Annotated in this window: 13 protein-coding genes and 1 pseudogene; 6 read left to right on the top strand and 8 right to left on the bottom strand. The window is 62.3% G+C overall.

The window, feature by feature from the left end:
- The first annotated feature begins 7 nt into the window (after window positions 1-7).
- The 3 genes from BT122_RS02130 (at window position 8) to BT122_RS02120 (ending at window position 3,080) form a co-directional block, all read left to right on the top strand.
- Window positions 8-946: a putative manganese transporter gene (locus BT122_RS02130; protein ID WP_072354603.1), complete on the top strand. Its 939-nt coding sequence runs from the start codon at window positions 8-10 to the stop codon at window positions 944-946.
- A 45-nt stretch (window positions 947-991) separates the two neighbouring features.
- Window positions 992-1,783 carry an LCP family glycopolymer transferase gene (locus BT122_RS02125; RefSeq protein ID WP_072354409.1) on the top strand — a complete coding sequence of 264 codons (792 nt, stop codon included), beginning with the start codon at window positions 992-994 and terminating at the stop codon, window positions 1,781-1,783.
- Between the two features lie 214 nt (window positions 1,784-1,997).
- Entirely contained in the window at window positions 1,998-3,080 is a 1,083-nt protein-coding gene (locus BT122_RS02120) for a glycosyltransferase family 2 protein (RefSeq protein WP_083432260.1), read from the top strand.
- Between the two features lie 170 nt (window positions 3,081-3,250).
- On the opposite strand, the gene BT122_RS02115 is transcribed toward BT122_RS02120, so the two are convergent.
- Entirely contained in the window at window positions 3,251-4,405 is a 1,155-nt protein-coding gene (locus tag BT122_RS02115; RefSeq protein WP_072354408.1) for a glycosyltransferase family 2 protein, read from the bottom strand.
- Window positions 4,406-4,546: 141 nt separating this feature from the next.
- Here BT122_RS02115 and BT122_RS02110 point away from each other — a divergent pair, with 141 nt between their 5' ends.
- Complete coding sequence (locus BT122_RS02110; RefSeq protein ID WP_072354407.1) at window positions 4,547-5,542, top strand: glycosyltransferase; 996 nt, start codon at window positions 4,547-4,549, stop codon at window positions 5,540-5,542.
- A 260-nt stretch (window positions 5,543-5,802) separates the two neighbouring features.
- The gene (locus BT122_RS02105; RefSeq protein WP_072354406.1) at window positions 5,803-6,042 is read left to right on the top strand and encodes a hypothetical protein; all 240 of its coding nucleotides are present in this window, start codon (window positions 5,803-5,805) and stop codon (window positions 6,040-6,042) included.
- On the opposite strand, the gene BT122_RS02100 is transcribed toward BT122_RS02105, so the two are convergent.
- From BT122_RS02100 to BT122_RS02070, 7 genes are all read right to left on the bottom strand, one after another.
- Entirely contained in the window at window positions 6,023-6,301 is a 279-nt protein-coding gene (locus BT122_RS02100) for a barstar family protein (protein WP_072354405.1), read from the bottom strand. The genes BT122_RS02105 and BT122_RS02100 overlap by 20 nt on opposite strands.
- Before the next feature lie 8 nt (window positions 6,302-6,309).
- Entirely contained in the window at window positions 6,310-6,786 is a 477-nt protein-coding gene (locus BT122_RS02095) for a ribonuclease domain-containing protein (RefSeq protein WP_072354404.1), read from the bottom strand.
- 796 nt (window positions 6,787-7,582) lie between these two features.
- Window positions 7,583-8,989 (bottom strand): NADPH-dependent glutamate synthase, encoded by a 1,407-nt coding sequence (gene gltA / locus BT122_RS02090; protein WP_072354403.1) that lies wholly within the window; start codon window positions 8,987-8,989, stop codon window positions 7,583-7,585.
- Window positions 8,977-9,819 carry a sulfide/dihydroorotate dehydrogenase-like FAD/NAD-binding protein gene (locus BT122_RS02085; protein ID WP_032110505.1) on the bottom strand — a complete coding sequence of 281 codons (843 nt, stop codon included), beginning with the start codon at window positions 9,817-9,819 and terminating at the stop codon, window positions 8,977-8,979. Before BT122_RS02085 ends, gltA begins: the two co-directional genes overlap by 13 nt.
- A gap of 169 nt (window positions 9,820-9,988) precedes the next feature.
- Window positions 9,989-10,561: an aminoacyl-tRNA hydrolase gene (gene pth / locus BT122_RS02080; RefSeq protein WP_072354402.1), complete on the bottom strand. Its 573-nt coding sequence runs from the start codon at window positions 10,559-10,561 to the stop codon at window positions 9,989-9,991.
- An 84-nt stretch (window positions 10,562-10,645) separates the two neighbouring features.
- Window positions 10,646-11,902, bottom strand: coding sequence for a protein kinase domain-containing protein (locus BT122_RS02075; protein ID WP_072354401.1), 1,257 nt, complete (start codon window positions 11,900-11,902; stop codon window positions 10,646-10,648).
- The gene (locus BT122_RS02070) at window positions 11,899-12,846 is read right to left on the bottom strand and encodes an FHA domain-containing protein (RefSeq protein WP_177242182.1); all 948 of its coding nucleotides are present in this window, start codon (window positions 12,844-12,846) and stop codon (window positions 11,899-11,901) included. The genes BT122_RS02075 and BT122_RS02070 overlap by 4 nt, the downstream gene beginning before the upstream one ends.
- Before the next feature lie 122 nt (window positions 12,847-12,968).
- On the opposite strand from BT122_RS02070, the pseudogene BT122_RS11240 reads away from it, so the two are divergent.
- Window positions 12,969-13,166 (top strand): annotated as a pseudogene (locus BT122_RS11240) (zinc-ribbon domain-containing protein); the annotation flags it as partial.
- Window positions 13,167-13,246 lie beyond the last annotated feature (80 nt).

Genomic DNA, 13,246 nt, shown 5'->3' with positions numbered 1-13,246 from the left:
TTTGGACATGCTTGTCGACGTAATTGCCGACTCGGTGCTTGATACGTTTGAGCTCGTGCCCTTCCTGTTTGTGACCTACCTTGCCATGGAGGCGCTCGAGCATTCAACCGAGGGTCGCATGCAGGGGTTTGTTGCGCGCGCAGGGCATGCGGGCCCTGTTGTGGGCGCGCTTCTCGGCGCCATTCCTCAGTGCGGCTTTTCCGCAATGGCAGCTACGCTCTTCTCGGGCGGAGTGGTCACGGTTGGCACGTTGGTGGCCGTGATCCTCTCGACCTCAGACGAGATGGTGCCGGTGTTTCTCGCCCACCAGGAGCCCGTTGGGCGCCTGCTCTCGATTATGCTGCTCAAGGTTGTCGTGGGTATTATCGTGGGCCTGCTCCTGGATGCCATGCTGCATGCCGTGCGCCACGTGGGCAACCCCAAGCCCCACATCCACGACCTCTGCGAGCGTGCGCACTGCCACTGCGAGGACGAGGAGGGAGAGGAGGACGCGCCCTCCGAGCAGGCCTCCGGTGATGCAACTCACGCCCACCACCACGGGTACGGCCACTGGGCCATCGTGCGCTCTGCCGCCGTGCATACCGTGCAGGTGACGGGGTTCATCCTTCTTGTCACGTTCCTCTTTGGTCTGCTCATCGAGGTCATGGGCGGAGACGAGCTGGCGCTGCTCCTTGGAAGCCACCCCGTGCGGGCAACCTTCCTGGCAGCGCTCGTGGGGCTCATCCCCAACTGCGGCGCCTCCGTTGCCATCACCGAGCTCTACCTCGATGGGGTACTTGGTGCAGGGTCCATGGTGGCGGGCCTTCTCGCCTCTGGCGGCGTTGGGCTTCTCGTGCTCTTCCGTACCAACAACAACGTGCGCCAGAACATTGCCATCACGGCTTTCGTCTACGTGGTTGGGGTCGTCGTGGGACTTATCGTCTCCGCTTCAGGTATCCTCTTCTAGATGCCGGGATACCCGGCTCCAGGCAGTGGATGACGGGAGGGTTCCATGGCTAAACAGCGAGAGCGATTTGAACGGACCGACGTCCCTCGCGACAACCCTCACCGCAACCTTATAGCCGGCATCGTGCTTGTTGTGGTATTTGTCGCCTGTGGGATTGTTGTCTCCACCGCATGGAAGCGCGCGCAGGTACAGTCTCACCTGGGCGACAGCAGCCTCAGCTCCTCGGTGAGCAAGACGCCATCCGTGTCGGACCTTGGCTATACCGTATCGAGCGACACCTTCATGGGCATCCTGCTGCTCACTACGGACAACCTCGATGCGTCCGAGACGGGCGGGGCCAACCTCTCCTCGGCGGAGCTCCTGGTTTACGACGAGACCGCAGCCACGGGCAAGCTCGTCTCCATTCCCACCGACACCAAGGTCTCTTACGACGGACAGGACACTACCTTGGCCGAGCTCTTCAACAGCACTGGCGCCGCGGCCTGCGTCTCTCCGCTTTCCACGGCGGCCAACCTGCCCGTCACGCATGTCATTGTCTCGACGAGTGCCGTGTGGGACGAGGTGCGCTCGCTCGCCGGTGTGGGCGTGAACTCGCTCATAAGCCGTGCGACCGAGTTCCTCTCGTCCATACGCACCGACATGTCGTCGCAGGAGATTCTCGACCTGGCTGAGAAGGTGCAATCGGCCGGGACGGATGGCCTCTCGAAGGTTGATGCGCCCATGGTGGACGAGACCACAACCGACGAGAGCGGAAATGCCGTCTCGACGGGCTACCGCGTGATTGACCAGGCGTCGCTCGGCCTTGCTGTGGGCACGCTTGTCAGCAACGAGGGATAGCGTCCGCGCTGGCGGCGAACGTCCCTGTGCGAGCGGCGAACGGCACTACATCTTTAGCGCTGTGTCTCTCTCCTGGGCTTTATCTGTAGTAATGGTAGTTGCCCGCGATTGACACGCAGGCTCCACGAACGGCTGATACCCTTTCCTCAACATTTGGTGGGGCTGCAACGCAGTCCTCTGGGACGGTCTTCGGGGAGGAGAGTCGCGCCAGGATATGCCGAGCACCATGCATAAGGAGCCCGTTGTCTCGATTGTCATTGCCACGCGCGGTGATGCTGCCACGATACGACGAGCTCTAGAGAGCATCCAGAATCAGACGCTGAGAAGCCACGAGACCATCGTGGTAGACGACGGCTCGACGGACGGAACGCCGGGCATCGTCGACAACATGGCGCAGCGAGACCTCACCATCTCGCTGGTGCAGGCCGATGGCTGTGGGTTGGCGGCTGCGCTCGATCTGGGGATGTCCCGTGCGCGTGGTCACTACCTGGTGTTCTTTGATGCGAGCGGCTGGGCGAACCCAGACATGCTGGCAGACCTGGTGGGTGCGGCGGAGGAGTCTTCGCTTGAGCTTGCCATAGCGGGCTTCTCGGCAACCGTCGTGGGGGATGGACGCCGGCAGGAGTCCATTGAAGCAAACCAGCCCGCCTACGTCTTTCCCACCCAGCACGACTTCCGTGCTGGCGCATGGCAGCTCTTCGAGGGCAATCTTCTCTCGTCACCCTGTGCAAAGCTCTTCCTGCGCTCTCGCGTGGAGGGACTGGGTCTCTCGTTTGCCGACGGGGACGGCGATTGCACGGACGCCCTTTCGTTTATGGCTGGCTACGTGCGTGACGTCGAGCGGGTTGGACTTACCGGACACGCGCACTACCACGTTGAGAGCCGCTCTCCGCAGCGCCTGCCCGGCTTCTCCGTGCGCGACTACCGGGCGCTCGAGCGGCAGTATGGCACCCTTGTGGGCGTCTACCACCACTGGGGCCTCGACGGGGATCCTACGAGCATGGGGCTCATCCAGAATCGCTACTTCGAGTGCCTCGTCGACTGCGTGGCAGGGGTCTTCTCGGACCGCTCCGGCCTCTCGGCGGCGGAGCGTCGTCGCCTTGTTGGGGAGATGGTCTCCTCAGACCGCGCGCGCCTTGCTGCCGACGTGGCGCGTCCCCGCGGCATGGGCGCAAAGGCCATGCAGGGGCCCATTCGCTCCGGCAACGCCGGCCTTGCGTATACCGAAGGCTTTCTCGCCTCTTTTATGAAGCGTGGTGGCGAGAGGGGCTTGGGTCCGTTCTGCACGTCGCTGTAGGGGTAGCCGCGGCAGCGGATGCAATCATGAAAGGTGCGGCTTAATAGCAGTTAGCCCTGTGCGCTGTTGAGAAGAACCGCTGGTAGATAGCTTGTGGCTGTTCTGCAGGGTTCTATTAAGCCGCAGGTTTCACGTTTTGCGGCCATAGCCGCCCGCATGCGCCCCCCTCGCTACGCGCCCGCTCCGGCGCGACCCCTGCGGTGCCGCAGGAAGCTTGTGATTGAGAACCACGTGTAGCTGGGGCTTGTGTGCCGCAGGCGGTACCACACCTCGCCAGCGGCAGCAGGCAGCATTGAGAGGTGGCCAATCTTTGGGTCTGGCCTGCCCGTGAGCTCGCAGTAGAGCCGCTTGGCGGCTGGCGTCACCAGCGGCTGCTCCATCACCAAGTCGTAGTCGAGCCGCTGGTAAACGGCTGTGACAGCCTCGCGAACGCCAGGGTGGTCAAGGCCAACCGCGTCAATGGTGAGGCCGCAATAGTTGATGGCGCGCTTGGTCTGCGCCGAGAGCACGCGCCTGTCGGTGACGCCCAAGCGCTCAACGATGTCCTGCATGTCGTTCCAGCGCTTTATTGGCAGCAGGGGATCGCGGCGCGTGGAGGCGACGAGCTTCTCCTCCGTGTCCTCGCGGTAGTTGTAGTAAGGGCGGTTCACGTAGGCAATGCGGTCCGTCTGACAGAGGGTCTCAACCAGGAAGGGGTTGTCGGCCCAGGCGGCGCCCGGGTACTCGCGGAAGCGGATGTGCTTCTCGTCCAAGAATGCCTTGCGATAGAGGGCCGTCCAGATTGCCGGATGGTGCTCTAGAAGGGCGATGCCGTCGCCGATGGCGAAGGGCTGGCTCGGCGGGTTCACGCGATCCTGGTACAGGCAAACCGTGCGCAGCTCGTTGGGTGTGCTGGCGTTGAAGATGCGCCAGTAGGAGGACCTCACGATGTCCACCGGGCCGCCGTCGAGCGAGTCCGCAAAGGCGAGAAGGTCGCCAAACATGTTGCCTGTGAGGTAGTCGTCCGGCTCGACGATGGCCACGTAGTCCCCGGTGGCGGCATCGATGCCGGTATTGCATGCGGCCCCGTATCCGGCGTTAGGCTTGTCGATAACGCGTACGCGGGGATCACGCGCGGCATGCTCGCGCATGATGTCCAGCGAGCCGTCTGTCGAGCCGTCGTTCACGCAGATGACCTCGATGTTTGCGAACGGCTGCATCTGGATGCTGGTAAGGCACTGGTCGAGGTAGCGCTCCACGTTGTAGGTGGGGACCACCACTGAAACCTTGTGCGAGAATCGCCTGCTGCTTCCGGGTGCCTTGCCTGTTGCATTCGTGGCTTCCACGTGACCTCCCTGCCGCCGACCGCCACGGTGGGTCCGCGGCCGTACCCTATAATACAGTGACTCGGCGCTGGGCTGACGCATTGCTCGCTCGCCCGGACGCACCGCACGCCTTGTACCGGCCACCGCAACCTTGGATGGGACATGGATCGTCTCGCTATTGTGATAGTCACCTTCAAGCGTCAGGAGCTGCTGGGCTCGCTCTTCGACTCAATCGCGGCCCTTACGGTGGCACCGTGGCGCATTGTGGTGGTGGACAACGAGAACTCCCCCCAGACGGCGCAGATGGTGACGGATTTCTCCGCGCGCCTTGCGGCGCAGTGGGGCCAGACGGTCTCAGAGCCGGATTCCGCAGGCGGCGTGGAGCGTGTGGTCTATGACCCGCAGGAGACCAACACTGGCGGTTCTGGTGGCTTCTCAGAGGGCGTGAAGCGTGCCTTTCAGCTTGGTGCGGAGTGGTTTTGGGTCATGGATGATGATGTGGCCGTTCTCCCCGAGGCCCTGGAGCGCCTGGAGCCATGGTCGGCCCGCTATGACGTGGTGCAGGGCCAGCGCTACGACTACGACGGCACTCCCTTCTTCTGGCAGCACCACTTCATGACGTCGCTGTGCATCTACAACCCGCTCTCGCGCGCGGGCTTTAATGGTGCCGACCACCTGGACGTGAACGTCATGTGCTTTGAGGGCGGGCTCTTCCGGCGCGGCGTTGTGGAGAAGATCGGCCTGCCTGACTACCGCTTCTTCATCTACTACGACGACGCCATCTACGGCTACCTGGCAAGCAAGGTGTGCCAGCCCGTGCTGGTGCCCGATTACGTGCTGCGGCGTACGCGAGAGGTACGCCATCAGGAGGTTGGCGCGTCTGGCGTGAGGCAGATTTCATCGACCTCAGACATGACCCGCTACTACATTATGCGAAACCGCGGGTACATGGCGCGCTACTTCATGCTGCACGGAGACTACAACCCCGTGGGGTACGGCTTTGGCACGTTCCTCTCGTTTGCAAAGGAGTTCCTGCGCTTGGTCCTGGTGGACCGAGGCCATTTTGGTCCCAGCTGGGCCAGGCTCTGGGCGGGGTATCGCGACTCAAAGAAGGCCCTGCACGACCCTGCGTGGAAGCCTATGCCGCCTTTGGCGTAGGCGCGGGCGCTACCTGCGGCTGCTTTGCTCCTGGTCAGCCACTCTCTTGCGCTGCTGAGAAGAGATAGGACGTTTTGCAGCCGTTTAGGCGTGGATTTCGTCCGAAATCTTCTCAACAGCGGTGGCACGAACGTTGGGCGTTGCCGCATTCATCGGTTGCCTGCATCCTGCGGCTTATTTGAACTGTGACGCTTGCCTTACCGTTGCCTGACAAGCAGGGGGAACCATCATGGCAAAGATGGACTTTGGTGAAGGTTGTCATGAAGAGCCGCCGTGTGGTCAGTGCCGTTCTTGCCGTCCTGTTTGCCGTCATGTTGGCTGCGTGGGTTGTTGCGATGCCGGGGGAGGGGACGGGCCTGTACGCGCTGGGCATCGTTGTCTTTGGAGCGGCGTGCGCAGCGTGTGGAACGGTTGCCGTGCGTCCCTTCGCTCTTTACAAGAAGCAGAACGCAGCGGGCCAGCCGCTTGCGCTTCGCGCGATTACTTCTCGTACATCGTAAGGTGGACATTGGGGTTCTCAAGCGCCACCCGAGCCACCACGGCGCAGAGGGTCCCAAAGAACGCGCGCCGCTTTGGGTCGGGGTCATCGCGATAGCGAACGACGTCGACGCGGGTGCTCTCGGTCATGTCGCCAAGGCAGTCCTCTAGCGCGGCAAAGTTGTTGCCAAAGTAGTCGGGAAACTTGAGCTTCTTTGCAATCTGCTGGAATATCTCCTGCTCAGAGGCGTCGCTCGCCTCACGGATTTTCACGGTTGCCACGACTCCTCCTAGTAGAGCTGCTCAAAGGTCTTGTAGTGGTCTGGCGTGTAGTACACAAGGCCGTCGTTGGAGTACACAATGCGTTCTGGGCCGCGATGCCCGCCCTGGTAGTTAATGTCGCATTCGTGCCAGGTGCGCCCCGGTGCGTCCGGCAGCGCGCCGTCATCATTGTAGAAGACGCTGCCGCCAATGCTCTTTCCGGGGCAGACCTCGTCGAGGTTGCCCTCCTGTGGGTCCCACCCTGCCTCGCGGGCCTTCGTCTTCGAGATGAAGTTTGATGGAAGCTCTCCATAGGTGTGCAGGTAGAGCGCCACGTCCTCTTTGCTGGTATAGCTGCCATCGCGAGAGATTGTGGTGGCTTGCGGCTGGTCTTGGGAACCTGCCTGTTGAGAGGTGCTGCTGCCGCAAGCAGCAAGGGAGAGACCCAAGACGGCGGTGAGCAGCGCGATGATAAACGCATGTGCAAAGCAGTGAAGCTTTCTCAAGGTTCCTCCCCGCGATGTGGCGTTCGGTTCTTCTCGATTGTATGCGGACTACCCTTGGGTCATTGCAGCGGATGCTCCAAGCCCAGGTGATTCCCTGCTGGCTGCATGAAAACGCTCTAATGAACGGGATTTTGGAGACTGATGCACAAAATCGCTCTATCGAACGGTGCCCTCTGCGCAATGATATCAAACTTCAAATCAACATTGCATAAAAATGCATATATCTTTAAAAATATGTATAACAATGCAAATGAAATTCAACTCTTGATGAGGATGCGTGGAGGGCACCGTTCGATAGGACGCTTTTGTGCAGCCGGAAGAAAAATACCGTCCGATAGACCATTTTTGTGCACTAGTGTAGCGAGCTTTCAATCGCGCGCCGCTTTCTGCATTCCGAGGGCTCTGCAGCTCGTTGGCCGAGGACGCCAATTATTGAACGTAATTCCTGATGGGTACCGTATTTGCCCAGCTATAGCTGACTTGACCCGAGAATTTCGTACGAAAACGTCTGTTCAAGGTGCTTGAGCGCAGCGATGTCCCATCCCGCCGTGCGTTTCTCGCTCGCTGAGAAAACCTGCGGTTTAATAGCGGCGCCCGAGAAGGCCGCAAGCGCTCGACCTGCAGTTCTTCTCAGCGACGCATGAGGCTAACTGCAAGTAAGCCGCAGGTTTCCGCTACACGTGGGTGCCTTGGAGACGAGGCTTCGCCGCGGACGCTACCGCAGACAAGCAACGGGCCCCGAGGCAATCTGGCCTCGGGGCCCGCAAAAGCGGTAAAGCTTGCGAGAAGCGCTGTGCTACTCGGCGGTAAGCGTTTCGGTGATGCTTGCTGCCGCGGTCTTGCCGGCACCCATGGCGAGGATGACCGTTGCGGCACCGGTGACGATGTCGCCGCCAGCCCAGATGCGGGGGTTGGAGGTGCGGCCGTTCTCGTCAGCAACGATGTAGCCCCACTTGTTGAGGTCCATGCCACCGATCTTCTTGGCGAAGGGGTTGGCGTTGGTGCCAATGGCGGAGATGGCCACGTCGCAGGGGATCTCCTCGATGGCGCCCTCGATGGGGATGGGGCGACGACGGCCAGAGGCGTCGGGCTCGCCCAGCTCCATCTTCTGGACCTTCACGGCGCACACGTTGCCGTCCTCGCCGGCGATGAACTCGAGCGGCGAGACAAGCGGCATGACCTCGACGCCCTCGGCCTTGGCGTGGTGAAGCTCGGCGCGACGGGCGGGCATCTCGGCCTCGGTGCGGCGGTACGCGATGATGGCGCGCTCGGCACCCAGGCGCTTTGCCGTACGGACAGCGTCCATGGCAACGTTGCCGCCACCAAAGACCACGACCTGCTTGGCGTGCTTGGTGGGGGTGTCGTACTCAGGGAACTTGTTCGCCTTCATGAGGTTCACACGGGTGAGGTACTCGTTGGCGAAGTACACGTTGGGCAGGTTCTCGCCGGGGATGTTGAGGAACTTGGGCAGGCCGGCGCCGGTTGCCACGTAGATGGCATCGAAGCCCTTCTCGTTGAGAAGCTCGTCGGCGTTTGCCAGGTTGCCCATCACGGAGTTGAACTCGAACTTGACGCCCAGCTCCTTGAGACCGTCGATCTCGCGCTTGACAACGGCCTTGGGCAGACGGAACTCGGGGATGCCGTAGACGAGCACGCCGCCGCCGGTGAAAAACGCCTCGAAGACGGTGACGTCAAAGCCGTTGCGCGCAAGCTCGCCGGCGCAGGTGATGCCGGAGGGGCCAGAGCCGATGACGGCAACCTTCTTGCCGTTTGCGGGCTTCATCTGCGGCTTGCTGGCAAGCTCGGGCTGGTCGCCCAGGAAGCGCTCGAGCTGGCCAATGGCCACGGGCTCGGACTTCTTGCCGCGGATGCAGCGGCCCTCGCACTGGTTCTCCTGCGGGCACACGCGGCCGCAGATTGCGGGGAGCATCGAGTCCTCGTGGATGATGTCGAGAGCGGCGCCAAAGTCCTGCTCGCGAATCTTCTCGATGAACTTAGGGATCTTGATGTTGACTGGGCAGCCCTCGACGCAGAGGGGCTTCTTGCAGTCCATGCAGCGCTCAGCCTCGGCCAGCGCCATCTCCTTGGTGAAGCCCTTGTCGACGGGGCGGAAGTCGTGGGCACGCTCCTCCGCCGGCTCCTCGTTGTCCGGGGTGCGCGGGGACTTCATGTCGGGAACAAAGCGACCGTTTACCTGTGGCATGCGCAGTTCGCCTCCTCATAGGCCTTGAGGGCCTGGCCCTCCTCGGTACGGTATGCAGCCTGACGCGCGCGCAGGTCGTTCCAGTCGACCTTGGTTGCGTCGAAGTCGGGACCGTCGACGCAGGCAAACTTGGTCTTGCCGTCGATCTCGACGCGGCAGCAGCCGCACATGCCCGTGCCGTCAACCATGATGGGGTTGAGCGACGCGGTGATGGGGGTGCCGTACTTCTCGGCCGTGAGCGTGGAGAACTTCATCATGGGGACGGGGCCAACGCAAAAGACCTCGTCGACGGCCTTGGCCTGAAGCAGGCGCTCGAGCGGGGCGGTGACCACGCCCTTCTCGCCGTAGGAGCCGTCGTCGGTGGTGATGTGGATGTGGTCGTCGGGCAGAAGCTCGCGGAACTGATCCTCGAGAAGAAGCAGGTCCTTGGTGCGGGCGCCCATGATGGCGTGAACCTCGTGGCCGGTCTTCACCAGCGTGCGCGCAACGGGGTACGCGATGGCAAGCCCAACGCCGCCACCAATGACGCAGGTGGTCCCGGGGGCCATGACCGTGGGCTGCCCCAGCGGGCCGGTGACGTCGAGAATGGCGTCGCCGGGCTCGTACGTAGAGAGCATCTTCGTGGTCTTGCCGACCACCATGAAGATGAACTCGACCCAGCCCTCCTCGGGGTTCCAGTCCGCGAAGGTGAACGGCACGCGCTCACCGGTCTCGTTGGCGCGAACCATGAGGAACTGACCAGCGTGTGCGTGCTTGGCCATCTCCGGCGCCTCGATGCGGAACTTGAACACCTTCTCTGAGAACTGCGTCTTTTCGAGGATCTTATACATGAAGCCTGACTCCTCTCCTAAAGCCGCTTCAGACTTGACCCCGGGCGGAGATGCCCAAGGCCTACCAACGTCTTAGTTTAATTGTTGGTTGAACTGTAGATTACCCTCAACAGCGCCTACATGATTTATCGCAGCAGGTTTTGAGGCGAGCGGTTGCTCGTTGCCGGAGCTAGCGTAGGGCGTCAGCGGGCATGCCGTCTTTCACGACCCGCTCGCAGAGAGACGCCGCGTCTTGGGCCAGAATCTGGAACTCGTCCAGGAAGCCACCCTTAAGCTCGCGCAGGACGTAGTCTGCCACTTGCATCTTTCCGGGCGGACGACCAATGCCACAGCGAATGCGCGAGAAGTCCCTCGTGCCGAGCTTGTTGGCAATGGAGCGCAGGCCATTGTGGGCGTTGAGGCCGCCGCCCCACTTGGCGCGCACCTCTCCCGCGGGAAGGTCGACCTCGTCGTGCACCACCAGGATCTCGGCGGGGGTCACGTGCTCCTGTCGCATGAGCTTGGAGAGCGGGCCGCCGCTCGTGTTCATGAAGTCCTGCGGTTTGGCGAGAATGACCTCGCGTCCGCCGATGAGGGCACGGGCAACCATGCAGCCGGCCTCGCTCTTCCAGTAGCGCGTGCCGGCGCGCTCGGCCAGCACGTCGACGGTGGCAAAGCCAATGTTGTGACGCGTGCGCTCGTACTCTGGGCCGGGGTTGCCCAGGCCGCATACGAGCCGGATCTCCTTGGGACGCGCGGACATGCCGCTCCTCTCGTTGTGGCTGCTTGTGGTCACGGTAAGGGTAGCGCATGCGGGGTAGCGGCGTTGCGACGCGGCCCGCAGTCCTTATCGCATGCGGCGTTCGATCGTCTCGGGAAGCCTAGAGTCGGTGCCGCGTAGCCCTCCCGCGTCATGCGGCGTGGGGACGAGGCGCAGGTCGTGCGCTGGGGGTGCATACATCACCCGGGGTGGCCTCTCCGCTAGCGATTGCGCCATGGCAGGAGCGCGGTCAGACAGCCAGTGCCACAGCGTTTCCTTAAGATCCGAAATGCTTGGGCGCGCACCTTGGGCTGCAGCTAGGCCGGCGAGAAGACAATCCAGAAGCCCCTTGTCGCCACTCTCGCGCGGCGGCACGTTGATGGGCGCGTAATCGCACTTCACGCGATATGGGCTTAGGTCTGCGTGCTCCATGAGCTGGTAGGGCGTGTGGCCGGAGTACAGCTCGTAGAGAACCGAGCACAGCGCATACACGTCGATCTTGGAGGAGTGCCGCAGCACTTGCACGCCCGGTGCGTCGCGCGTGAGCATCTCGGGCGGAGCGTACTCGATGGTGCCATTACGCCAGATGTTCGTCTGCTGCGTGAAGTCTGGGGCGGCGTTGGGGTCCATCTGCCGGGCGTCAATGGACGCTGCGCTACCGAGGTCAATAAGTACCAGGTCAAGTATCCCGTTTGCCAGTTGGTCTCGTAGGGGGTAGCGGTCAAGTCTAACCATGATGTTGCGAGGGGAGATGTCACGGTGAGAAAAGCCGCTGGTCCTATCCTGCGCCGCCACGAGGATTTGCAGCACGCGCACTCCAACGGATGCCACCCATTCTGCCGCCACGCCCATGCCGTAGCGCGTGGTCCTCGGCAGATAGGGGGCAACTGAGCGCAGCGTTCTACCCTCGACCCAATCCATGAGAATAACGGGGCCTCCCGCATACGTTCCAAAACCCTGCGTTGCGGGCCATCCTTCGATACCGCTCACAGTGCGCTGGGCGAGGTACTCCTCGCGAAACGCCTGTGCCCTTCCCTTGAATATGGCCTCGGAGCGCTGCCTGTCTGCGTTGCCCCCGCTCGCGCCTAGGAGAGATTTCAGGCAGAACGCCTCGCCGTATGCGTTGAACACCTTGGTTGCACGTCCGGAGCCTCCGCGGTGCGTGCTCTCGCCGCCCGCGGCGAGAAGCGTCATGTACTGCCTGCTTGCGGTATCCGCGGCCCCAACAGCCGTGGGGGAGCAGCAATCAAGCGAGTCCAGCTCAATGAGCCGCGCGGAACCGGAAGGCGTGCCTGACCCTTCATCGCCCGAGGAACGCGGTGCTCCAGTGCCCAAGAAGCTCATTTGGCACCTTGCAGTGCCATGACGAGAAAGCGCGTGGTTCGCCCGAGGCAAAGGATATCCCCTCGCTCGAGGGCGACGGGGGGATATGTGCCCTTGCTTCTTCCCGAGCGCGGCGGCTCCACTACCTGCGCGCTTTTGTCTGCGCCGCTAATGAGCATGGTGCCGTTGGTGGAGCCTAGGCCCTGGCAGACCCATCGCGAGCCGTCGCGCCAGATGCGAAGGTGCTGGCGCGAGACGTCTACGTCTACGTCAGTGATTGCGTTGGGTCCCGAGGCGAGAGACCCAATCGTGCTTCCCGCAGGGCTGAGCGGGTATATGGGCGGTCGAGCGGCGCCGTTTACAATGCGCAGCAGCCCCAGTGCCAATGGGCCGCTCTCATCGGGCATCACCTGCGTGCCCATAGAGGTCTCCACAGTGCCTATGTCCATCGCAAGGAACCTCTGCGCGAACTTCTCAACGGTGGCTACGGCGGCAGCTGGATCCGCGAGGCAGCCCGCCGCAACAAAGAGCATGAGGGCGAGAGTAGAGCGGTCGGACTCATTGCGAAGTCGCACGCGTCCCAGTCTCTGGGCTTCGTTTCCGTAGAGCAGCGAATCAAGCCCAAACTGCGCGAGCGCGCCCTGCATCTGTGCGGCAGCCGGCCCCAGGTAGTGCGCGAGAATACCGTCTCTGCCAGGGCCCGCGCCGTTGGCGAGCATGCGGCCAAGAAGCGTTTGGGAGGCGCCCGCGAGGTCGGCAAAAATGCCGGGGTTCACCTGGCCCGGCTGCGCATGAACCACCTCGCGCGAGAGAAACGTACGCTCGTCCACGCGATCGCGCGGCGCCCTGCCACCCACGCTGATCCTGCCCGAGAGCAGTATGCGTGCCGCTTCCTTGTTCGATATTCCCCCAAATGACTTGAGGTCTTGGTACAAAAGTGAACTTGGTGTGTCCTGGCCAAACAAGAGGGGCTCCTTTGCGCTGCGGTTTGAGCACATTCTCGCACGAAGCCAGTTCCTTGGTCTGCATCAGGGGCCAATCTAGCCAGACGGGTTTTGTGCAGGATTGCACCTGCGGTCGGATTACCATGGTCATAACCCGGTTTGAGGAGGTTGCAATGATTTGCCCGCATTGTGGGGCTCAACTTTCTGATGGCAGCACGTTCTGCACGAACTGCGGCACTCGGTTGGATACGGTAGCAAACACACTGCCCAAAAAGCGTTTCTGCACGTCATGCGGCGCGGAGATTCCGGCAGGCTCTAGCTTCTGCGTGCAATGTGGCGCACCGGTTGCCGGACAGCCTGGTACTCAGGGCCAGGGAAATCCAGCCTACCGTCCCACGCAGGCATCGGCTGCGCCCGCTGG

Source organism: Olsenella sp. kh2p3 (assembly GCA_900119625.1).
Lineage (GTDB): Bacteria > Actinomycetota > Coriobacteriia > Coriobacteriales > Atopobiaceae > Tractidigestivibacter.
Note: the sequence above shows the minus strand (reverse complement) of the source record. Positions and strands in the feature narration are given on the sequence as shown.

Excerpts from the sequence above, each read along its gene's own strand:
- BT122_RS02075 (WP_072354401.1), bottom strand. The coding sequence starts at position 11,902 with ATGAGCTTCTTGGGCACTGGAGCACCGCGTTCCTCGGGCGATGAAGGG.
- BT122_RS02105 (WP_072354406.1), top strand. The coding sequence starts at position 5,803 with ATGAAGAGCCGCCGTGTGGTCAGTGCCGTTCTTGCCGTCCTGTTTGCC.
- gltA (WP_072354403.1), bottom strand. The coding sequence starts at position 8,989 with ATGCCACAGGTAAACGGTCGCTTTGTTCCCGACATGAAGTCCCCGCGC.
- pth (WP_072354402.1), bottom strand. The coding sequence starts at position 10,561 with ATGTCCGCGCGTCCCAAGGAGATCCGGCTCGTATGCGGCCTGGGCAAC.
- BT122_RS02085 (WP_032110505.1), bottom strand. The coding sequence starts at position 9,819 with ATGTATAAGATCCTCGAAAAGACGCAGTTCTCAGAGAAGGTGTTCAAG.
- BT122_RS02120 (WP_083432260.1), top strand. The coding sequence starts at position 1,998 with ATGCCGAGCACCATGCATAAGGAGCCCGTTGTCTCGATTGTCATTGCC.
- BT122_RS02125 (WP_072354409.1), top strand. The coding sequence starts at position 992 with ATGGCTAAACAGCGAGAGCGATTTGAACGGACCGACGTCCCTCGCGAC.
- BT122_RS02130 (WP_072354603.1), top strand. The coding sequence starts at position 8 with ATGCTTGTCGACGTAATTGCCGACTCGGTGCTTGATACGTTTGAGCTC.
- BT122_RS02110 (WP_072354407.1), top strand. The coding sequence starts at position 4,547 with ATGGATCGTCTCGCTATTGTGATAGTCACCTTCAAGCGTCAGGAGCTG.